Below are 20,035 nucleotides of genomic sequence, written 5' to 3' on the forward strand. Positions count from 1 at the left end.
TGCACATGAGGGCCTGAATGGACAATTGGGACGAGATCAAAACCGCTTATCAGGTTGCCCGCAAAGGCACGGTCAGTGGTGCGGCTGATGTTTTGGGGGTGCATCATGCCACCGTCATTCGTCACATCGATGCATTAGAGGGCCGTTTGGGCGTTAAGCTGTTTCAACGGCACGCCCGCGGGTACACCGCGACAGAAGCCGGCGAGGATCTGTTTCGTGTGGCGCAAGCCACGGATGACCAGTTCAGCCAATTGGTGGGACGCATCAAAGGACGGGGCACGGATGTGTCGGGTGAGCTGGTAGTGACCTCTTTGGTGTCACTGGCCCCCAGTATGGCGCCGCTGCTGACGGCTTTTCAACAAGAACACCCTGATGTGATTGTCCGCTACCTGACAGGTGAACGTCTGTTTCGGCTTGAATACGGTGAAGCCCATGTGGCTATCCGCGCGGGCAATGCGCCGGATCAACCCGACAATGTGGTGCAACCTTTTGTCAGCCAGCGCATGGGGCTTTACGCAAGCCGTGGCTATGTTGCGAAACACGGCATGCCGACAGGCATCGAGGACTACGGCCAACATCGGTTTGTGGGCCACGACAACGATGACAGCCGTGCGCCGTTCAACCGCTGGCTGCGCGAAAAAGTGCCTCAGGCGGCACTGACATTCCGCAGCTCGGATGTACGTGCCTTGGAACAAGCGGTGATCGCGGGGGCGGGCATTGGATTTATGGGTGTCAACGAGGCAGAAAAAAATCCTGATCTGCTAGAGGTGTTTCCCCATCAGGAAGACTGGTCCGCCCCTTTGTGGCTGGTCACTCATGTCGATTTGCACCGGACAACAAAAGTGCAGGCGTTTTTGAATTTTCTGAAAGAGCATTCCAAATCATGGGGCAATTGACTCCGTCGCAGCAGGGCCATTTGGCGATGCTGTGTTTTTCGATGTTGGTTGCGGGGTCCTTTTCGTTGGGGGCGATGGCTGCCAATGAAATTGCACCGGGCGCGTTGAATGCAGTGCGTTTTGCGATTGCGGGCCTTGTGATCGGGATTGCGGTACTGGCAAGCGGTACGCTGACACGCGCTGCGTTTCAGGCCCCGTGGCGCTATGTGGTATTGGGGGCGCTGTTCGGGACGTATTTCGTGCTGATGTTCGAAGGGCTGAAAACGGCGCCTCCGGTTTCTGCGGCGGCTGTATTCACTTTGATACCGATTATGTCCGCAGGGTTTGGCTATGTTCTTTTGCGCCAGATCACGACACCGCGTATGGCGTTTGCCTTGGCGATTGGCGGGGCGGGCGCCCTTTGGGTGATCTTCAAAGCAGACCTGCGCGCGTTGATGGCCTTTGAAATAGGGCGTGGGGAAATGATCTACTTTGCAGGCTGTGTGGCGCATGCAATTTACACGCCGATGATCCGTAAACTAAACCGTGGGGAACCTGCGGTGGTGTTCAGTTTCGGGGTTCTTGTCGCAGGCTGTGTGCTGTTGACGGTCTACGGGTGGTCCGATTTGCGCCAAACGGACTGGGGGGCGTTGCCGCCGATTGTCTGGATCACGATTTTCTACGTATCTGTCTGCGCCAGCGCGGCAACTTTTGTTTTGCTGCAATTCGCATCCTTGCGCCTGCCGTCTGCCAAAGTCATGGCCTACACGTATCTGACGCCCTCATGGGTCATTTTGTGGGAAATTGCGCTGGGCAATGGTGTGCCGGTGATCTGGGTGTTGGGGGGCGTTATTCTGACGGTGGTGGCGTTGTCGCTGCTTCTTCGGGAAGACTAAGTTCGCCTTCCAAAAACCGTTCAAAGGCATCCAGATGCACGGGTTCGAACTGGCCAAAGCCTTGCATCCAGACCGATGCGCTTTTCATGGCGTCAGGTTCGAGCTTGCACCACTTGACGCGGCCGCGCTTTTCCTGCGCGATCAGGCCGGCGCGGGTCAGGATGGTGAGGTGTTTGGAAATGGCCGCCAACGACATGTCAAACGGGTCGGCCACGTCTGTCACGGCCATGTCATCTTCCAACAGCATAGTCAGGATCATCCGGCGGGTCGGATCAGCAAGAGCTGCAAAAATCGTATCGAGCGTCATGGCCATGTCGCAACCATACCGGCAGGGCGCCGCGGGCGAAAGGTCACAAACCGGGATGGCGCGTTTTGCGCGACGGATATTCAAAGCGCAGTGCCTCGATCTGGGCGGATGTTAACCCAATATCGCGGGCCTGCGCATCTGAGATATGGCGTAGGGCGCATGGGCCAGCAGGTTTAGTAGCGGTCCATAGACGCTTTATCGTTACAAAAAGAGACCGGCCGCGCGAAGGCGCAGTTTGAACGAATTGAGGCATTTGAAACCTATTTATATGGCGTATAGGTTAGGAATGCGGGGTTTTTCGAAACAGTTCAACGCTCATTCCTTGACACAACTTGTGCTTAAAAGGCACATATGTGAAATGTCACGCAACTTGCCCCCCTTGAACGCCCTTCGCGCCTTTGAAGCCGCTGGGCGGCACCAAAGCTTTACGCGGGCCGCCGAAGAACTCAACGTGAACCATTCTGCGATCAGTCGCCATGTGCGCGGACTTGAGCACCGTTTGGGGGTGCATCTGTTTCGGGACTTGCCGCGCGGTGTAGAGCTGAGTGATGAGGGGCGTGCGTATCTGGGGCGGATCACAGCAGCGTTGGATATCGTGGACGACGCCACCGAGGATTTGGCCGAAACCCCCGAGGGGCGTGTCACACTGAACAGTGAACCACTTTTTGCGCAAAAGTTTATTGTGCCGCGCATGGGCGCTTTTCAGGTGGCGTTTCCCAAGATCGAACTGCGCTTGGAAGCATCCCATGATCTGGCAGATGTCGATCGCTATGAGGCGGATTTGGCTGTGCGGTTTGCCCACCGTGGGACATTGGATCTGCCGTCGGACGTGTTAAGCGATGGCCGGATTTTTCCGTTTGCCGCACCTTCGCTGTTGAAGGGAAAGGTTTGGACAGCAAAAGACATCCTTGCAGCGCCACGGTTCCGGGACCGGCGCGAAGACACTTGGCAAAAATGGGCAGTTGCTGCGGGCGCACCTGTTCCAGCATCCGAAGAAGGGATGTGGCGGTTGCGTGCAAACCTTGCCGTCGAAGCCGCTTTGGAAGGTCAGGGAATATATCTTGGGTCGCAAGAGTGTGTGGCCCATGAAGTCGCCGCCGGACGATTGGTTCAGTGTTCTGACGTCAGCCTGATTTCGGGGGCGTTTCATTTGGTCTGTGCCTCGCAGGGCATTCGGCGCCGCGCAGTGCGTCAGGTGCGCGCATGGCTTCTGTCTCAAACCTTGCAATTCCGCGATACCGGAGAAGATCAACCAAACGGTTGAATAACCAGAAACAGGATTTTTGGCCAAAACCAGAGCTGCGGCAGAATAACGCCCTGTTGCGACGTGTCAAAAATATAACTGTAATTCAAAGACTTGGTTAGTTTTTGCATCGCGTTTTGGTGCGGTTGACTCGCATCTGTGCCCGACGTACCTATGCGCCGAGATTTCCAACTGGGGAAAACCGCGTGCCTGACACTGACCGACAGCAGCGACTTGAGCAGCTAGAGGAAAAACTGGCAGCCGCGCAGCAGGCTCAAGAACCTGCGCCTCGAAAGGAAGAACACTATTCCCAAGCGCAGCACGCGTGGCGGATGGTGGTGGAATTGGTGGCCGGTCTCGGGATCGGTTTCGGCATGGGGTACGGGCTGGACTGGCTCTTTGGGACGCTTCCCATCTTCATGCTGATCTTCACCTGCTTGGGGCTTGTGGCCGGGGTCAAAACGATGATCCGCAGCGCGCAGGAGCTTCAGGACCGACAAATGGCCTATGAGGCCGAACAAGATACGGCGGACGATGTTCGCACGGTTAAAGACACTGCGGGCGATCCCCGCAAGGATGAGGGAGCCTGAGAATGGCAAGCGAAGCGACAGCAGGCGGCGGGTTGGAATTCCACCCAATGGACCAGTTCAACATCGAGGCGCTGTTTGGCGGCCCGATCACTTGGTACACACCTACAAACGCAGCTATGTGGATGATTTTGGCCATTGTAGCCGTGATTTGCCTGATGGTCCTGACCACATCCAACCGTTCAGTGGTTCCATCGCGCGGCCAATCCATCGCCGAGCTGGCGTATGGTTTTGTCTACAAGATGGTTGAAGACGTTACAGGCAAGGACGCCATCGGCTACTTCCCCTACATTATGACATTGTTTATGTTCATCGTCTGCGCCAACTTCCTTGGTCTGATCCCAGGTTCCTTCACGCCAACGTCGCACTTCGCTGTGACAGTTGTGCTGGCTATGGCGGTGTTTTTGACAGTCACCATCGTGGGTTTTGTCAAAAACGGTGCGGGTTTCTTGGGCCTGTTCTGGGTTGCTTCGGCACCTCTGGCCTTGCGCCCGATCTTGGCGATCATCGAAATCATTTCTTATTTCGTGCGCCCCGTCAGCCACTCCATTCGTTTGGCAGGCAACGTGATGGCGGGCCACGCGGTGATCAAAGTGTTCGCGGGCTTCGCAGCAATCGCAGTGGTTAGCCCCGTCGCAATCCTTGGCATCACAGCAATGTACGCTTTGGAAATCTTGGTGTCCTTTATCCAAGCTTACGTTTTCACAATTCTGACGTGTGTCTATCTGAAAGACGCGCTTCACCCGTCTCACTAAGTACAACGGGCGGACGTGCTGTTCGCTCTACTCTATCACTCAACATTCCATCGTAAGGAGAATTCTCATGGAAGGTGAACTCGCACACATCGGCGCAGGCCTCGCAGCAATCGGTTCCGGCGCAGCCGCGATCGGTGTTGGTAACGTTGCCGGCAACTTCTTGGCAGGCGCGTTGCGCAACCCATCTGCTGCAGCATCCCAAACAGCGACACTGTTCATCGGTATCGCGTTTGCAGAAGCTTTGGGGATCTTCTCGTTCCTCGTCGCTCTGCTGTTGATGTTCGCCGTCTAAGACCGCTTCAAAATACCGGTGTTTGCGCGTTCGCGCTGGCACCAGTTCCTTACGGTCGGGCGGTGCGCTCACGCGCATTGCCCGATGTAATGACAGCCCGTTTGGGCGTTTTGACCGGAGACCGAGATGGCAACCGATACAACTAGCGCAGCTGAAGGTGCCGCCGCAGGGCCAGGCATGCCGCAGCTGGACTTCTCGACATGGGGCAACCAGATCTTCTGGTTGGTAATCACCCTGATCGTGATCTACTTCGTTCTGTCCCGCATTGCGCTGCCGCGTATTGCGTCGGTTCTGGCTGAACGTCAGGGAACGATTACAAATGATTTGGCTGCCGCAGAGGACCTGAAGTCCAAAGCTAAAGCCGCCGAAGCTGCCTACGACAAAGCGCTGGTTGATGCCCGCGCCGAAGCAGGCCGCATCGTGGCAGAAACCAAAGCCGGTATCAAAGCCGACTTGGACGCAGCCATTGCCAAGGCGGACGAACAAATCGCCGCCAAAGCAGCGGAAGGCGAAAAAGCCATCGCAGAAATTCGTGCAGGGGCTTTGGACAGCATCAAAGATGTTGCCAAAGATACTGCAAAAGAAATCGTTGCAGCAATGGGTGGCAAAGCAGACGCCAAATCCATCACAGCCGCTGTGACCGCACGGATGAAAGGGTAATCAGATGCGTACAGTATTCACCGCTCTGACCGCCGCCATTGCTGGTCTTTTGGCCAGTCCGGCATTTGCCGCGTCCGGTCCTTTCTTTTCGTTGAAGAACACTGATTTTGTTGTGACCCTCGGGTTCATCATTTTCATCGGTGTTTTGTTCTACTTCAAAGTGCCCTCAATGTTGGGTCGTATGTTGGATGCGCGTGCCGATGGCATCAAATCCGAGATCGACGAAGCCCGAAGCCTGCGCGAAGAAGCGCAAACGCTGCTGGCAGACTACGAGCGGAAGCAAAAAGAAGTACAGGCGCAAGCCGACCGTATCGTTGCGTCCGCAAAGGAAGAAGCCAACGTTGCAGCGGAGCAAGCCAAAGAAGATCTGGCCAAGTCTATCGAACGTCGCTTGGCGGCTGCCGAAGACCAGATTGCGTCCGCTGAAGCCTCTGCTGTGAAAGAAGTAAGGGATCAATCCATCGTTATCGCGGTCTCCGCGGCGCGCGATGTGATCGCCAAGCAGATGACGGCAGCAGACAGCAATGCGCTGATTGACGATGCGATTTCACAAGTCGGGTCTAAACTGCACTGATCGCAGCCCTCTTGACGCTACATAAGACCCGGCCAATGTGCCGGGTTTTTTTTGTGGGGATGTGTCCCTTTTGGGTCCTGCAGCACGGAAGCCTTCGTGACAAAGGGCCTAGGGCTTGCTTTCCTCGTGATCCAACCGCAGCCGTGCGACATCTTCGTTTCTGTCTGCCCGTTGCTGATCACGTAAGCTTTTTTCGACGAAATCCATATGTGCATGAACGGCCGCCTTGGCGCCTTCCGCATCGCGCGTTTGCAACGCGTCATTGATAGCGCGGTGTTGATCCAACAGAACGGATCGCGTGGTCTTCTGGCGGAACATCACTTGGCGGTTGTAGAACACACCGTCGCGCAAAAGCTGGTACATCGACCGCATCATATGCAGCATAACCACGTTGTGGCTAGCTTCGATGATGGCCATGTGAAATTGCGCATCCAGTTGTGCCTCTTCGTCGGAATTGCGTTTGGTGTGGGCGGATTCCATTTTCGAGAACACCGCTTGTACCACCTTCAAGTCGGTTTGTGATCCAAGACGCGCGGCCCGTTCAGCAGCCAGACCTTCCAGATCGCGCCGGAAAGACAGATAATCGAATACGGCTTCGTCGTGTCGCGCAAAAAGCTGTGTCAATGCGGGGGCGAAGGCGGATCCAAGAACGTCCGCCACATACACACCGGCGCCCGGTTTCGCGGCCAATAGACCGGAGTCTTGAAGCGCTGACAAAGCATCACGCAGGGAAGGACGCGACACGCCCAAGCGCTCAGCCAATTCGCGTTCGGGGGGCAATCGCTCTCCGGGCCGGAGGACACCGCGCAGGATCAGTTCCTCGATCTGCCGCACGACTGCACCGGATAGTTTTTCGGGTTGGACCAGTTGGAAGGGCATATAATCTATCCTTGATTGGTAAAAATATATGACCAACGCGCCAATAGGGCAAATTGATTTGCGACAATAGCACGGTGCAGAGCGTCTTTTATGCGAATCGCACCCTGTCGCAGAAAGTTCACTAATCGTTAACCAACATCAGGCCACAGTTTGGCATGGCGAAATATATTCTCTTTACCGTGCTCGTGTTCATTCTGGCAGCTTGTGACACGCCCAGCCCACACTTTGCGGGACTGCCTGCCACTCGGGTCACTGTTGATGGATCAACCTTTGATGTGCGTGTCAAAGCGTTGCAGGCCGAAGCGTTGCGTACCAATGCGCAATATGCGCCACGGCTGGGACCAATCGGGGACCGTGCCACAGTGGCAATGGAACAGGTCAGCGGTTGTAAGGTCGCACGGATCACCGGAGATGCAGCGCTTGTGCGCGGGTATCTGGATTGCGGGGCAGGGGCCAAGGAAGTTCCCGAAAGGGCGCCGGTGTCTTACGATTGCTATTCCATTGACGGGATCGGCAACGATGGTGACTTCACCGTTCAATGTGACCCATACTAAGGTAACACCCCACTAAAACCGCAATATATTGTGGATAAGTCGCGCAATGCCGCTGATGGTTGTGTCCAAGCGTTGACAGACCCCGCACTGTACCCCCACCCTTTGGACGATATTGGAATCACCCAAAGGACCTTCGTTGCGCTTTTCGAAACTCAGGCTGACAGGCTTTAAAAGCTTTGTTGATCCAACCGACCTGATCATCGCAGATGGTCTAACAGGGGTTGTTGGACCAAATGGCTGTGGCAAGTCCAATTTGCTGGAAGCCCTGCGTTGGGTGATGGGGGAAAACCGCCCCACGGCGATGCGTGGTGGGGGCATGGAGGATGTGATCTTTGCTGGTGCCGCGACACGGCCTGCACGTAACTTTGCCGAAGTCAGTCTGCACATCGACAACTCGGAACGACTTGCTCCGGCGGGGTTCAACGATCAGGACGCCCTTGAGATTGTGCGCCGCATCACCCGCGACGTGGGCAGCGCCTACAAAACCAACAGCAAGGACGTGCGTGCGCGCGATGTTCAGATGTTGTTTGCGGATGCGTCAACCGGCGCTCATTCGCCTGCGCTGGTGCGTCAGGGTCAAATCTCAGAACTGATCAACGCCAAACCCAAAAACCGCCGGCGTATTCTGGAAGAGGCTGCGGGGATTTCCGGATTGTATCAGCGCCGCCACGAGGCGGAATTGAAACTGAAAGGTGCCGAAACCAATCTGGCGCGTGTTGATGATGTCATTGAACAACTGGCCAATCAGTTGGCGCAGCTTGCACGTCAAGCACGCCAAGCCGCACGCTATCGCGAAATCGGTGATGAATTGCGCCGGACGGAAGGGGCGCTTTTGTACCGCCGTTGGCGTGAAGCGGATGATGCGCGTGCGGTGGCGGATGAAACGCTGCGCACACGTGTGACGGCGGCCGCGCAAGCCGAGGCGTTGGTGCAGGGCACGCAAAAAGCCCGCGCTGGTGCAGAAGAAGCTTTGCCGCCATTGCGCGAAGAAGAAGCAATTGCAGCAGCGGTGTTGCAAAGGTTGGCGGTGCAACGTGACACGTTAAGTGATCAAGAAGCCCAAGCTGCCCAAACCATACAGACCTTAACCAACCGCATCACACAATTGGCCCGCGACATCGAACGCGAAGGCGGTTTGAACAAAGATGCGGGGGAAACGATTGAGCGTCTGGAATGGGAGGCGCGCGAAATCACCAAAGCCAGCGAAGGCCATGACGACCGTTTGACGCAGGCCGCAGAGGCTGCCAGCGAAGCGGCACATGTCTTGCAGGCTCGCGAAGCTGATTTGGGTCAAAAGACCGAAGATGTTGCCCGTTTGGCAGCGCGTCACGGATCTGCGCAGCGTTTGTTGGATGACAGCCGCAAAACGGAAGAGAAATCCGAAGCGGAAGCCGCCAAAGCGCGTGATGCCGTTGCCCAAAGTGACGCAGCCTTGGCAAAAGCAGGTGAAGATTTTGTCGCGGCTCAATCCGCGTCGGAAGCTGCAGAAGTGACTGCAAAACGTGCCGATGATGCTTTGCTTGCAGCGGAAACGGCCCGCGCCGAGACGCAATCGCGCGAAGCGGATGCCCGCGCGGAACGCTCTGAAGCGGAAGGTGAGATGAACGCGCTGCGGGCGGAAACCGGTGCTTTAGCCAAGCTGGTGGAACGCGATACCGCAGAGGGTGGCCAAATTCTGGATCGTTTGCAGGTGGAGCAGGGTTTTGAGAAAGCGCTGGGGGCTGCGCTGGCGGATGATTTGCGCGCGCCCGAAGTGGCCGAGGATGGACCATCTGGCTGGGCTGTGTTGCCAGCCTATGACCACGATCAGGCGATGCCGGGCGGTGCGACCCCTCTGACGCAACACGTGTCGGTTCCAGATGTTTTGCATCGCCGCATGAGCCAGATAGGCCTGTGTGATGCCGAAGACGCCCCGCGTTTGCAGCCTTTGCTGCAGCCCGGGCAACGGTTGGTGTCTTTGGAAGGCGATTTGTGGCGGTGGGACGGCTTTCGGGCTTGGGCGGAAGACGCCCCAAGTGCGGCGGCATTGCGGTTGCAACAGCTCAACCGACTGGAAGAATTGAAGCAATCGCTGGAACAAGCCAGCCAGCGCGCAGAAGGTGCGCGTGGCGCCCATGAGGCGTTGACCACGCGTTTGGCAGAATTGACAGAAGCCGACCGCGCGGCCCGTCTGGCGCGGCGCGAGGCCGATCAGTTGGTGGCGGATGCAGGCCGGGCGTTAAGCCGGTCCGAGGCAGACCGCAATTTGGCGCAGGGCCGTTTGGAATCGTTGGGCTTGGCTGTGAAACGCCACGAAGAAGAGGCCATGGGCGCCAGATCTCGGGTTCTGGAAGCCGAACGGGCTTTGGCTGAGCTGGGCGATGTCGACGCCGAACGTGCCAGCGTTGATGATTTGCGTATGACGGTTGAAGCCGCGCGGATCACAATGATGTCGCGCCGGTCTGCCCATGATGAGGTGCGGCGCGAAGGGGAAGCCCGCCTGAAACGGTCGCAAGAGATCACCAAAGAAATCAGCGGTTGGCGTCACCGTCTTGAAACCGCGGAAAAGCGCACAGCCGAACTTGTGGAACGCAAAGAAGCGTCGGAAGCTGAATTGAAAACAGCGCAGGCCGCTCCGGCCGAATTGGCCGCCAAGCGTGATGAATTAAGCAAGGCGATGTCCGAAGCGGATGTACGCAAAGCAGCTGCCAGCGACGCGCTAAGTGTCGCCGAAGGCGTTCTGCGCGATGCAACCCTTGCAGAACGCGAGGCGGAACGGGCCGCATCGGAAGCCCGCGAAGCCCGTGCCCGTGCCGAGGCCCGTGCGGAAGCCGCGCGTGAAACCGTTTCTGCCGCCGCCGAACGTATTGCTGAGGATCAACAAAAAACGCCCAACCAGCTTATGACTGCTTTGGATCTGAACCCCGAAGACATGCCGGATGTGGACGTGCTGGATGCCGATGTGAACCGGTTGAAACGGCAACGCGATGCTTTGGGTGCTGTGAACCTGCGTGCTGAAGAAGACGCCAAAGAAGTGCAAGAAGAACACGACACACTGGTGCATGAAAAGGCGGATCTGGAAGAGGCCATCAAAACGCTGCGGTCTGGCATCGCCAGTTTGAACCGCGAGGGGCGTGAACGGCTGTTGACTGCGTTCGAGCAGGTCAACGCCAATTTCTCGCTGCTGTTTACGCATTTGTTTGGGGGCGGCGAAGCCAATCTGGTGATGGTCGAAAGCGATGACCCCCTAGAGGCTGGCCTTGAGATCATGTGCCAACCTCCGGGTAAAAAACTAAGCACGCTGAGCCTGTTGTCAGGCGGAGAACAGACATTGACCGCCATGGCCTTGATCTTTGCGGTGTTCTTGGCCAACCCCGCCCCGATCTGCGTTCTGGACGAAGTGGACGCGCCTTTGGATGACGCAAACGTCACGCGGTTTTGTGACTTGTTGGACGAGATGTGCCGCCAGACAGACACCCGCTTTTTGATCATCACGCACCACGCAGTCACCATGGCGCGTATGGACCGCCTGTTTGGCGTGACCATGGCCGAACAAGGTGTCAGTCAGCTTGTCTCGGTTGACCTGAAAAAAGCGGCGTCAATGGTGGCTTGATTAGAGCTTTTTAAGCAACGCAGGCGTGGGCCACGCATCGGCTGGCAATCCCAGTCTTTGCTGTTCCTTTTGAACCGCGTCGCGGGTGCGTGCGCCTAGAATACCATCGACTTTTCCGACATCGTAGCCGCGCTTTTGCAGCTTCTTCTGCAGGCGCTTCATTTGATCCCCTGACAATCCTGTGTCCGGCTTGCCTGCATTGTAAGCAGGTGCCCCTTGCAAGCGCGTGCCGAAATAGGCGGCTGTCAGCACATAGGTAAAGGATTGGTTCCACTCGAAGTAGACATTGAAGTTGGGGTAAGCCAAGAAGGCCGGCCCTTTGTGTCCTTGCGGCAAAATCAGCGATGCTGGCAGTTTGGCGAGGCGCCCGTTGCGTGGTTGCACGCCCATAGCTTGCCAGTCGGCTACGGGTTTCACAGTTTTCAAACCGCTTTGTGACCAGTCCATTGACGCAGGCACTGTGACTTCTTGCAGCCAAGGTTCATTTGCCCGCCATCCCAAATACCGCAGCATTTTGCCACCCGATGTCAGCGCATCAGGTGCAGAGGTTTTCAACGATACCCGCCCGTCGCCGTCGCCATCGGTGCCGTTCTCGATAATGTCCAATGGCAGCATTTGCACCATGCCGATTTCGCCGGCCCATGCGCCCGTGGTTGTGGCGGGGTTGAATTGACCGCGTTTGAACAATTCCATTGCGGCAAAAACCTGAGGCCGAAACAGATTTGGACGGCGGCAATCATGGGCTAATGTGACCAGCGCGTTGGCGGTGTTGAAATTGCCCTGAAAAGCGCCGTAGTCGGTTTCAAACGCCCAAAACGCCAAAAGCACGTTGCGATTGACACCATAGGAGGCTTCGACCTGATCGAACACATTGTCGTAGCGCCGTGCATTTTTGCGCCCCGCTTCAATACGGCTGTTTGAAATCAGGCGCCGCGAAAACTCGATGAAAGGTTTTTGAAAAACACCTTGGGCCCGATCCGCGTTCAGCACTTTCTTGTCCTGCCGCACGCCTTTCAAAAATGCATCTGCTGTTCCGGCTGGAATGCCTTTTGCCACGGCTTCGGATTTTATACCGGCTTTGAACTGGTTGAAGGACCCGCCACATTGGGCATGGACCATGGCAGGCAAACAAAGGGCGGTGACAAAGGCGATAAGGCGCATGGGCTTCCTTTTAAAACAGGGCAATGATCACGCACAACACAAGTGCTTTGCCCCACGCTTTCCATAGCATTGTGCAGGCGGCGTCAATCTGTGTTGCGCCGATGGTATGGTTTGCCTGACCGTTGACCCATGGGAAATCCCGCATTTCGCCCTCATAGGCCCGCGGACCGGATAAAGCGACATTGATCGCGCGGGCCATGGCGGCCTCGGGCCATCCCGCGTTGGGGGACCGATGTTGCCCCGCCTCTTGGGAAATTGCCTTCCAATCGCGCAAAACACCGCCCGCAAAAGCAATAAGCAGTGCTGTCAGTCGCGCAGGAACGAGGTTCAGAAGATCGTCCAGCTTTGCAGCCCCGTACCCGAAGGCGGCATGGCGTGGTGTCAGGTATCCAATCATGCTGTCTGCGGTGTTGACGATTTTGTAGATCAACAAACCGGGCAGCCCCGCAACAAGGAACCAGAAGGCAGGGGCAATGACGCCATCGCTCAGGTTTTCTGCACCGCTTTCGATGGCTCCGCGGGCGATGGCAGAGGCATCCATATCGCGCGTGTCACGCCCGACGATCATTGCGACCTGCCGCCGTCCTTCGGGCAAAGACATCCGCAATCCACTGGCCACCCGCGCCACGTGATCCACCAATGACCGTTGGGCGATCAGGATGGCTGCGATTAAAATGCCAACAACACTGCCGAGGTAAGACAGCAGTACGCCGATGCAGCCTGCCACGAAAACCAGCGCCGCAATCATCAAAATGCCCGTCGTCCGCGACGGGGCTTGGGTGTTGAACTTTTGGTCACACCATCCGATCACTCTGCCCATCAAGACTGCAGGATGGGGCAGGCGCGACCAAAGCCACTTGGGTTCTCCAGCGATAGCATCCAAAATCAGGGCAAGGCTTAAGGCGATGGCGGTGCTCATAGTGCCGCCTCCAGGCGGTCCCATTGCGTGGGGTGCGGTAGCCCAAGGCGCAGCCAACGATCCGAATACGGGAAAATTCGCGACCAGATATGGGCTTGTGCCAACTTGTCCTGATAGGCGTGTGCATCGCCTACATCATACAAGCGAAACAGCGTGGTGCCGCCCAAAGGTTTAGCCCCTTTTGCCTGCATCAATGCATCAAGGCGTTCGGTGTCTTGGCCTAGGCGGGTTCGGGTCCGTGCCGCCCAGTTTTCGTCCCGCAGGGCTGCGGTTCCGATTTGCAATGCGGGGCCTGACACGGGCCACGGTCCAAGGCGATCTGAAAGTGTTGCGATAAGATCAGGCTGCCCAATCGCAAAGCCCAAACGCAGGCCTGCCAAACCCCAGAATTTACCAAAGCTTTTTAGAACGATCGTGTAAGGCTCAGTCGTTCGCCGTACAAGGGATGCGTCGGGGCATACGTCGCAAAAGCTTTCGTCGATGATCTTGAAAGGCGCTGTGATGTCACCTGCATCCCAAAGCTTTCCGTCGGGGTTGTTGGGATGTACCACAACCTGCGCGTCACAGGTTTCGGCGCGGGTGCCGTCTTGGGAAACTGTTTGGCCTGCGGCAACAAAGGCTGCGGCGTGTTCATTGTAGGTGGGGCCATGGATATGGACGGTTTTGGCAGCTGACAAATAGGGCATGTTGGCGATCAAGCATGACGCACCGGGAGCTGCGATGATGGACGCAGAGTGTGGCACATGCCAGAACTGACGCGCAGCTTCGATCAGTGCATCCGCCGCAGCGCGGTCAGGCAAAGCTGTCCAGCCGTCGGCTGCAATTTCCGGAATACCATACGGCACCGGATTGATACCGGTTGAAAGGTCGATCCATGTGCTGCGTTGGCCGCCATAAGACAGAATCGCTGCATCCAAGCCGCCTCCGTGATCACGTTTGTTCACCATTTTTTTGGGCCTTCTGGGTTCATTTTAAGCGGAATACTGCTTAGAAGGGGGTCACATCTAGCGAAAACCGGCCTGATTTTCATTTTATCGCAAGACAGGTTAATGATCGCGGTGTCCAGTTAATAACTTGTTAAGACCTTGGGAAGTTATTGGTGGTGCATTGGGACGCAGTCGATTCACTCTCGGCGCGGAGGAAAATATGAACGTATTAATTGTCGAAAGCCAGGCACATTTGGGTGCCATTTGGAAACAGCATATGGAACGAAATGGTATGATCGTCACATTGGTGACGGGCCATGACGAAGCCATTTCGCATCTTACAGACCATTCACCTGATATTATCATTTTGGATTTGGTGCTGCCGGACGGCAGTGCGCTGGCGATTTCGGATTTTGCCAGTTTCCGCCATCCGGACGCGCGGGTAATTTTTGTCACAAATACCAGCTTCTTCTCGGACGGATCAATCTTTGCGCATGCCAACAACGCATGTGCTTATGTGCAAAGCGCAACACCCCCAGAAGACTTGACCGCTATGGTAGCCCATTACGCTGTGGCGCACTGAGCGCGGGCAACTCCGGACACGTAGATGGTCGCGTGTCGACAAAAACTATGTCGGAAAGTGATTGAGCCTGCAGCCCATCTGTTGCTAGGTCTGTGACCAAGTGCGCGATGTCGCGTGCATGGGGGTACAGTACATGCGTTTTTCCGGCCTGCGGGTTCTGAAAGAGGGATTGACCGGCAACAAGGGGTGGAAACCCCATTGGCGTGATCCTCAGCCGAAATCCGAATATGATGTGATCATCATCGGAGGAGGGGGGCACGGTCTAGCGACAGCCCATTATCTGGCATCCCAGCATGGCATCACCAATGTGGCCGTTTTGGAAAAAGGCTATATCGGCGGCGGGAATGTCGGGCGTAACACAACCATTGTACGCGCCAATTACGGCCTGCCGGGCAACTCGGAATTTTACAGTCATTCGTTGAATCTATGGGAAGGTCTGGAAGAGGACCTGAACTACAATGTGATGCATTCGCAGCGTGGCATCATTAATCTGTTCAACTCTGACGGAGCGCGGGATGCGGCGGCGCGCCGTGGCAACCAGATGATATCCCAAGGTGACGATGCTGTGTTGATGGACAACGCGGCTGTGCGCAAAATGATCCCCTATTTGAATTTTGATCAGACACGGTTCCCGATTTACGGCGGTTTGTATCATCCGCGTGGCGGCACTGCGCGTCACGATGCTGTGGCTTGGGGATTTGCGCGTGCAGCAGATCAGCGCGGTGTTGATCTTATTCAGCAGTGTGAAGTCACAGGTATTGATATCGTCGATGGCAAGGTTTGTGGGGTTCAGACCACACGCGGCCCGATCCGTGCCAAAAAAATCGGCATGGCTGCGGCGGGACGTTCTAGCCAGGTGGCCGCTATGGCGGGCATGCGATTGCCTATCGAAAGCCACGTGCTTCAGGCCTTTGTCACAGAAGGGCTGAAACCCTGCATTGATACTGTCATCACCTACCCGATGGGCCATTTTTATATCAGCCAGTCTGACAAAGGCGGTTTGGTATTTGGGGGGGCATTGGATTACTATTCCAGCTATGCCGCGCGGGGTAATTTGCCCATGGCAGAACACGTCATTGAAAACGCCATGACCTTGATGCCCATGATCACCAAAGCCCGGGTTCTTAGGTCGTGGGGCGGCATTATGGATATGTCTTTTGATGGCTCACCGATCATCGACAAAACCCACATTGACGGCCTGTATCTGAATTGTGGCTGGTGTTACGGGGGCTTCAAAGCCACGCCTGGATCTGGTCATGTGTTTGCGCATTTGATCGCGACGGATCGTCCCCACAAGGCCGCTGCGGCACATCGTCTGGACCGCTTTCGCACGGGGCGTGGCATCATGGATGAAGAGGCCACCGGGTCTCAGCACAATTTGCATTGAGGATGTTTGCGATGTGGGGAGCCTCCGGCGAGGATGTTTTTAGGAAAATGAATGAAGGGCGTGTGCTCTTTTTAGGAGAGACCTGATGCGGTTGCCTTGTCCATTGTGTGGTACGCGTGATTTGCGCGAATTCTATTGTCAGGGGACGGCGTTGCCGCGACCGGCATCAGATGCGGATCAGGCGGCTTGGGCGGACTACGTTCATTTGCGTGATAACTTGCCCGGCGAGGTGCAAGAGTTCTGGCATCACACCCAAGGGTGTGGCGCTTGGCTTGTGGTCACCCGCAACACTGTGTCCCATGAAATATTGGATGCAAAGCTGGCGGTGGACCGCAAGGAGACTGCGCCATGAGAATTGCAGGGAAAGGTCGCGTTGATCGCAGTAAGCCCGTTTCATTCACCTTCGATGGCAACAGCTATCGCGGGTTTCAGGGGGATACGTTGGCGTCGGCATTGCTGGCCAATGATGTCCGTTTGGTCGCCCGATCCTTCAAATACCACCGCCCTCGCGGAATTTTGACAGCCGGCAGTGAAGAACCCAATGCCCTTGTGACGGTGGGCGCTGCGGGCCATACAGACCCGAATGTTCGCGCCACTGTTCAAGAGCTGTACGAAGGTTTGCAGGCCCGCTCACAAAACGCATGGCCATCGCTTGAATTTGATGTGATGGCCATCAACGATATTGCGGCGCCGTTTTTGGGTGCCGGATTTTACTACAAAACCTTCATGTGGCCGCGCGCTTTCTGGGAACGTGTCTATGAGCCAATTATTCGCCGCGCTGCCGGTCTGGGTGCTTTGAGCGGTGAAGACAATGCCGACACCTATGAACGCGCCTTCGCCCATTGTGACGTGTTGGTCATTGGGGCGGGGCCTGCCGGTTTAATGGCGGCTTTGACTGCTGCACAGGCCGGTGCCGATGTCATTTTGGCCGATGAAGATTCTGTAATGGGAGGCCGCCTGAACGCCGAGACCTTGCAGGTTGATGGTCAGCCAGGCGCCGATTGGGCTGCAAGCGTCGTGGCGCAGTTGGCGGCGATGGACAATGTGCGATTGATGCGCCGCACCACCGTAACGGGTGCCTACGATCAAGGCACCTTTGGCGCATTGGAACGTGTCAATCACCACACGTCTTTGCGTGATGGAAAAGCCCCGATTGAGACATTCTGGCGGATCGCTGCCAAACACGCCATCTTGTGCGCGGGCGCCCTTGAGCGCCCCGTAGCGTTCCAAAACAACGACCGTCCGGGCATTATGACGGCAGGGGCGGTGCGGGCCTATCTGAACCGATGGGGCGTGGCGCCGGGCAAGGCGGTGACTGTATTTGCCAATAACGATGATGCGCACCGCACAGCCGTTGATTTGATGGACGCAGGTGTTCATGTGGCCGCTGTCATCGACAGCCGCACCCAAGCTGAAGCGCGTGGCGATTACCACCTGATACGAGGGGCCCATGTGTCCGGAACAAGCGGGCGCAAGTTGCTGGAAAGCATCACGGTGCGCTCGGCCTCCGGAACTGAAAACATCGCCACGGATTGTTTGGCGATGTCAGGCGGGTGGAATCCGACGGTGCATATGACCTGTCACATGAACGGGCGACCAACGTGGGATGCCAGTATTGCAAGCTTTGTGCCGACACCGGATGCCGTGCCGGGGCTGGTGGCAGCCGGTGCGTGCAACGGTGATTTTTCCACGGCGGCCTGTTTGCGTAGCGGGGCACAGGCAGCGGCGGATATTTTGAGCTGTGCGGCGGCGGATGTTCCCGACGCCGATGACAGCGCCTACGCGTTAGAGCCGCTTTGGGCCGTCCCCGGAAAGGGGCGGGCGTGGCTTGATTTTCAGAACGATGTGTCTGTGAAGGATGTAAAGCAAGCGGCTGTCGAAAACTTCCGTTCGGTCGAGCATATGAAACGTTACACGACCCAAGGTATGGCGACCGATCAGGGTAAAAACTCTAACGTTCAGGCTTTGGCAATTTTGGCGGATGCCACAGGGCGCGGTATTCCCGAAACTGGCACCACGACATTCCGTCCGCCTTATTCCCCTGTGGCCATCGCGGCGTATGGCGCGGGGGCAGAGGGCAAAGGTTTTATGCCGGAACGCTTTACCACCAGCCATGCCGCGACAGTAGATCGCAACGCGCCGATGATTGAGGCGGGTCTTTGGTACCGGCCCAGTTATTTCCCTATCACCGGCGAAACCAACTGGCGGCAATCATGTGACCGTGAGGTTGGCTATGTTCGTGAAACTGTTGGCGTGTGTGATGTGTCCACTTTGGGCAAGATCGACATTCAGGGCCCCGATGCGGCGGCGCTGTTGGATTATGTTTACACCAACATGTTTTCGACCCTGAAGGTCGGGCGCACGCGCTATGGCTTGATGCTGCGCGAAGACGGTCACGTCATGGATGATGGCACCACCGCGCGATTGGGTGAACATCACTATGTCATGACCACGACCACAGCTGCGGCGGGCGACGTCATGCGTCATCTGGAATTTGTGACGCAAGTGGTGCGCCCCGACTGGGATGTGCGTCTTGCGTCCGTGACCGAACAATGGGCGCAGTTTGCCGTTGCGGGTCCACAGGCGCGTGCCCTTTTAAACGGTGTTCTGGATGTGCCAATCGACAACGAAAGCTGGCCATTTATGGCCTGCGGCGCAGTGTCCGTTGGCGGAGTGCAGGGGCGGTTGTTCCGCATATCGTTTTCTGGAGAGCATGCTTACGAGATTGCTGTGCCTTCGCGTTATGGTGATGCGTTGTTCCGCGAATTGGTCGGACGGTCCGAGGCGCTGGGTGGCGGACCTTACGGGATGGAAGCATTGAATGTTCTGCGTATCGAAAAAGGCTTTATCACGCATGCCGAAATCCATGGACGTGTGACAGCCTTTGATGTCGGCATGGGGCGGATGGTCAGCGTAAAGAAAGAGTGCCTTGGCAAGGTTATGGCGCACCGCGAGGGGCTTCTCGACGAAGACCGCGAACAAATGATGGGCTTCAAGCCTGTCGGAGCCGTCAAACAGCTTACGGCTGGGGCACATCTGTATGAAGAGGATGCAGAGCCCATCGCCCCACATGGACTTGGATATCTGACCTCGGTCGCTTTCTCGCCTACTATGGGGCATTATCTGGCGCTTGGTTTTGTGCGTGGTGGTGCTTTGCGGAAAGGAGATCGCTTGAAAATGGTAGATGCGGTGCGCGGCATCGAAACTGTGGTCGAAGTCTGCCATCCGGTGTTTTTTGATCAAGAGGGGGAGCGGGCGCGTGGTTGATTTGAAACCGAAAACACCGATGGATGGTGTGGTGCCTATCACAATAGGTGCGATGACCTTGCGCGAAGTGTCTGTGGAGTGCCTGACGTCTCTCGCACCTTACAAGGGTCAGACCAAAGCGGTGTCCGATGCGCTGAAAGTGGCGCACGGCATGGCCTTTCCCGCCCCCAACCGTGCAACTGGCAAAGACGGTGCACGTGCGATCTGGTTTGGACGTGAACAAGCGGTGTTGCTGGGACCAGAGCCCGATGCAGGGTTGGCGCGCCTGTGTGCCGTCACAGATCAGTCGGATGCTTGGGCGGTGGTCGAGCTGTCGGGTGCGGCTGCCCGTGACGTCCTTGCGCGCCTTACGCCGATAGATATGCGTGACAGCCAATTCAAACGCGGGCACACCGCCCGCACCGACATCATGCATGTGGCCGGATCTATTACGCGCATCGGTGTCGACAGCTTTTTGATACTGGTGTTCCGGTCCATGGCGCAGACGTTACTGCACGATTTGGAAAAGGCCATGGCAGGTGTCGCGTCGCGCGGATAAGTTGGGACAAACGATTCCCTTCCTGTGACCGGAGACACCC

Annotated in this window: 20 protein-coding genes; 15 read left to right on the forward strand and 5 right to left on the reverse strand. The window is 56.7% G+C overall.

From position 1 onward, the window contains the following. Positions 1-17: 17 nt before the first annotated feature. Positions 18-896, forward strand: a complete 879-nt coding sequence (locus tag ASD8599_RS03520; RefSeq protein WP_108827253.1) for a LysR family transcriptional regulator — start codon at positions 18-20, stop codon at positions 894-896. After that, positions 884-1,771, forward strand: a complete 888-nt coding sequence (locus ASD8599_RS03525) for a DMT family transporter (protein ID WP_108827254.1) — start codon at positions 884-886, stop codon at positions 1,769-1,771. Before ASD8599_RS03520 ends, ASD8599_RS03525 begins: the two co-directional genes overlap by 13 nt. Here the strand turns inward: ASD8599_RS03525 and ASD8599_RS03530 are convergent. Further along, on the reverse strand, positions 1,725-2,084 hold the full coding sequence (locus ASD8599_RS03530) for an ArsR/SmtB family transcription factor (protein ID WP_108827255.1): 360 nt from the start codon (positions 2,082-2,084) through the stop codon (positions 1,725-1,727). The genes ASD8599_RS03525 and ASD8599_RS03530 overlap by 47 nt on opposite strands. A gap of 352 nt (positions 2,085-2,436) precedes the next feature. On the opposite strand from ASD8599_RS03530, the gene ASD8599_RS03535 reads away from it, so the two are divergent. From ASD8599_RS03535 to ASD8599_RS03560, 6 genes are all read left to right on the forward strand, one after another. Continuing rightward, positions 2,437-3,342, forward strand: coding sequence for a LysR substrate-binding domain-containing protein (locus tag ASD8599_RS03535; RefSeq protein WP_181364399.1), 906 nt, complete (start codon positions 2,437-2,439; stop codon positions 3,340-3,342). A gap of 185 nt (positions 3,343-3,527) precedes the next feature. Then, positions 3,528-3,911 (forward strand): AtpZ/AtpI family protein, encoded by a 384-nt coding sequence (locus tag ASD8599_RS03540; RefSeq protein ID WP_108827257.1) that lies wholly within the window; start codon positions 3,528-3,530, stop codon positions 3,909-3,911. A 2-nt stretch (positions 3,912-3,913) separates the two neighbouring features. Then, complete coding sequence (locus ASD8599_RS03545) at positions 3,914-4,663, forward strand: F0F1 ATP synthase subunit A (protein WP_108827258.1); 750 nt, start codon at positions 3,914-3,916, stop codon at positions 4,661-4,663. A 67-nt stretch (positions 4,664-4,730) separates the two neighbouring features. Continuing rightward, entirely contained in the window at positions 4,731-4,955 is a 225-nt protein-coding gene (locus ASD8599_RS03550) for a F0F1 ATP synthase subunit C (protein ID WP_108827259.1), read from the forward strand. A 126-nt stretch (positions 4,956-5,081) separates the two neighbouring features. Further along, the gene (locus ASD8599_RS03555; protein WP_108827260.1) at positions 5,082-5,615 is read left to right on the forward strand and encodes a F0F1 ATP synthase subunit B'; all 534 of its coding nucleotides are present in this window, start codon (positions 5,082-5,084) and stop codon (positions 5,613-5,615) included. Positions 5,616-5,619: 4 nt separating this feature from the next. Continuing rightward, positions 5,620-6,189 (forward strand): F0F1 ATP synthase subunit B, encoded by a 570-nt coding sequence (locus tag ASD8599_RS03560; protein ID WP_108827261.1) that lies wholly within the window; start codon positions 5,620-5,622, stop codon positions 6,187-6,189. A gap of 108 nt (positions 6,190-6,297) precedes the next feature. Here the strand turns inward: ASD8599_RS03560 and ASD8599_RS03565 are convergent, their stop codons facing one another. Then, a complete protein-coding gene (locus ASD8599_RS03565) occupies positions 6,298-7,068 on the reverse strand; it encodes a FadR/GntR family transcriptional regulator (protein WP_108827262.1) in 771 nt (256 codons plus the stop codon). Between the two features lie 155 nt (positions 7,069-7,223). On the opposite strand from ASD8599_RS03565, the gene ASD8599_RS03570 reads away from it, so the two are divergent. Next, positions 7,224-7,622, forward strand: coding sequence for a hypothetical protein (locus ASD8599_RS03570; RefSeq protein WP_108827263.1), 399 nt, complete (start codon positions 7,224-7,226; stop codon positions 7,620-7,622). Positions 7,623-7,758: 136 nt separating this feature from the next. Next, on the forward strand, positions 7,759-11,214 hold the full coding sequence (gene smc, locus ASD8599_RS03575) for a chromosome segregation protein SMC (protein ID WP_108827264.1): 3,456 nt from the start codon (positions 7,759-7,761) through the stop codon (positions 11,212-11,214). On the opposite strand, the gene ASD8599_RS03580 is transcribed toward smc, so the two are convergent. The 3 genes from ASD8599_RS03580 to ASD8599_RS03590 are packed head-to-tail and all read right to left on the reverse strand — an operon-like array spanning position 11,215 to position 14,241. Then, the gene (locus tag ASD8599_RS03580; RefSeq protein ID WP_108827265.1) at positions 11,215-12,375 is read right to left on the reverse strand and encodes a lytic murein transglycosylase; all 1,161 of its coding nucleotides are present in this window, start codon (positions 12,373-12,375) and stop codon (positions 11,215-11,217) included. A gap of 10 nt (positions 12,376-12,385) precedes the next feature. Next, entirely contained in the window at positions 12,386-13,294 is a 909-nt protein-coding gene (cbiB, locus tag ASD8599_RS03585; RefSeq protein ID WP_108827266.1) for an adenosylcobinamide-phosphate synthase CbiB, read from the reverse strand. Continuing rightward, positions 13,291-14,241: a threonine-phosphate decarboxylase gene (locus tag ASD8599_RS03590; RefSeq protein WP_108827267.1), complete on the reverse strand. Its 951-nt coding sequence runs from the start codon at positions 14,239-14,241 to the stop codon at positions 13,291-13,293. Before ASD8599_RS03590 ends, cbiB begins: the two co-directional genes overlap by 4 nt. A 199-nt stretch (positions 14,242-14,440) precedes the next feature. On the opposite strand from ASD8599_RS03590, the gene ASD8599_RS03595 reads away from it, so the two are divergent. The 5 genes from ASD8599_RS03595 to ASD8599_RS03615 all read left to right on the forward strand — a co-directional run bounded on the left by ASD8599_RS03595 (position 14,441) and on the right by ASD8599_RS03615 (position 19,995). Continuing rightward, positions 14,441-14,803, forward strand: a complete 363-nt coding sequence (locus ASD8599_RS03595) for a response regulator transcription factor (RefSeq protein ID WP_108827268.1) — start codon at positions 14,441-14,443, stop codon at positions 14,801-14,803. 133 nt (positions 14,804-14,936) lie between these two features. After that, complete coding sequence (locus ASD8599_RS03600) at positions 14,937-16,190, forward strand: sarcosine oxidase subunit beta family protein (protein WP_108827269.1); 1,254 nt, start codon at positions 14,937-14,939, stop codon at positions 16,188-16,190. Between the two features lie 85 nt (positions 16,191-16,275). Further along, positions 16,276-16,542, forward strand: coding sequence for a sarcosine oxidase subunit delta (locus tag ASD8599_RS03605; protein ID WP_108827270.1), 267 nt, complete (start codon positions 16,276-16,278; stop codon positions 16,540-16,542). Continuing rightward, positions 16,539-19,457, forward strand: coding sequence for a sarcosine oxidase subunit alpha family protein (locus tag ASD8599_RS03610; RefSeq protein ID WP_108827271.1), 2,919 nt, complete (start codon positions 16,539-16,541; stop codon positions 19,455-19,457). Before ASD8599_RS03605 ends, ASD8599_RS03610 begins: the two co-directional genes overlap by 4 nt. Further along, the gene (locus tag ASD8599_RS03615) at positions 19,450-19,995 is read left to right on the forward strand and encodes a sarcosine oxidase subunit gamma (RefSeq protein WP_108827272.1); all 546 of its coding nucleotides are present in this window, start codon (positions 19,450-19,452) and stop codon (positions 19,993-19,995) included. The genes ASD8599_RS03610 and ASD8599_RS03615 overlap by 8 nt, the downstream gene beginning before the upstream one ends. Positions 19,996-20,035 lie beyond the last annotated feature (40 nt).

This window comes from Ascidiaceihabitans donghaensis (assembly GCF_900302465.1).
GTDB classification, from domain to species: domain Bacteria; phylum Pseudomonadota; class Alphaproteobacteria; order Rhodobacterales; family Rhodobacteraceae; genus Ascidiaceihabitans; species Ascidiaceihabitans donghaensis.

Bases quoted from the DNA above. Each gene is read 5' to 3' on its own strand.
- ASD8599_RS03555 (WP_108827260.1), top strand. From the start codon at position 5,082: ATGGCAACCGATACAACTAGCGCAGCTGAAGGTGCCGCCGCAGGGCCA.
- cbiB (WP_108827266.1), bottom strand. From the start codon at position 13,294: ATGAGCACCGCCATCGCCTTAAGCCTTGCCCTGATTTTGGATGCTATC.
- ASD8599_RS03605 (WP_108827270.1), top strand. From the start codon at position 16,276: ATGCGGTTGCCTTGTCCATTGTGTGGTACGCGTGATTTGCGCGAATTC.
- ASD8599_RS03610 (WP_108827271.1), top strand. From the start codon at position 16,539: ATGAGAATTGCAGGGAAAGGTCGCGTTGATCGCAGTAAGCCCGTTTCA.
- ASD8599_RS03580 (WP_108827265.1), bottom strand. From the start codon at position 12,375: ATGCGCCTTATCGCCTTTGTCACCGCCCTTTGTTTGCCTGCCATGGTC.
- ASD8599_RS03535 (WP_181364399.1), top strand. From the start codon at position 2,437: ATGTCACGCAACTTGCCCCCCTTGAACGCCCTTCGCGCCTTTGAAGCC.
- ASD8599_RS03530 (WP_108827255.1), bottom strand. From the start codon at position 2,084: ATGGCCATGACGCTCGATACGATTTTTGCAGCTCTTGCTGATCCGACC.
- ASD8599_RS03525 (WP_108827254.1), top strand. From the start codon at position 884: ATGGGGCAATTGACTCCGTCGCAGCAGGGCCATTTGGCGATGCTGTGT.
- ASD8599_RS03545 (WP_108827258.1), top strand. From the start codon at position 3,914: ATGGCAAGCGAAGCGACAGCAGGCGGCGGGTTGGAATTCCACCCAATG.
- ASD8599_RS03595 (WP_108827268.1), top strand. From the start codon at position 14,441: ATGAACGTATTAATTGTCGAAAGCCAGGCACATTTGGGTGCCATTTGG.
- ASD8599_RS03560 (WP_108827261.1), top strand. From the start codon at position 5,620: ATGCGTACAGTATTCACCGCTCTGACCGCCGCCATTGCTGGTCTTTTG.
- ASD8599_RS03590 (WP_108827267.1), bottom strand. From the start codon at position 14,241: ATGGTGAACAAACGTGATCACGGAGGCGGCTTGGATGCAGCGATTCTG.
- ASD8599_RS03565 (WP_108827262.1), bottom strand. From the start codon at position 7,068: ATGCCCTTCCAACTGGTCCAACCCGAAAAACTATCCGGTGCAGTCGTG.
- ASD8599_RS03520 (WP_108827253.1), top strand. From the start codon at position 18: ATGGACAATTGGGACGAGATCAAAACCGCTTATCAGGTTGCCCGCAAA.
- ASD8599_RS03600 (WP_108827269.1), top strand. From the start codon at position 14,937: ATGCGTTTTTCCGGCCTGCGGGTTCTGAAAGAGGGATTGACCGGCAAC.
- ASD8599_RS03570 (WP_108827263.1), top strand. From the start codon at position 7,224: ATGGCGAAATATATTCTCTTTACCGTGCTCGTGTTCATTCTGGCAGCT.
- ASD8599_RS03550 (WP_108827259.1), top strand. From the start codon at position 4,731: ATGGAAGGTGAACTCGCACACATCGGCGCAGGCCTCGCAGCAATCGGT.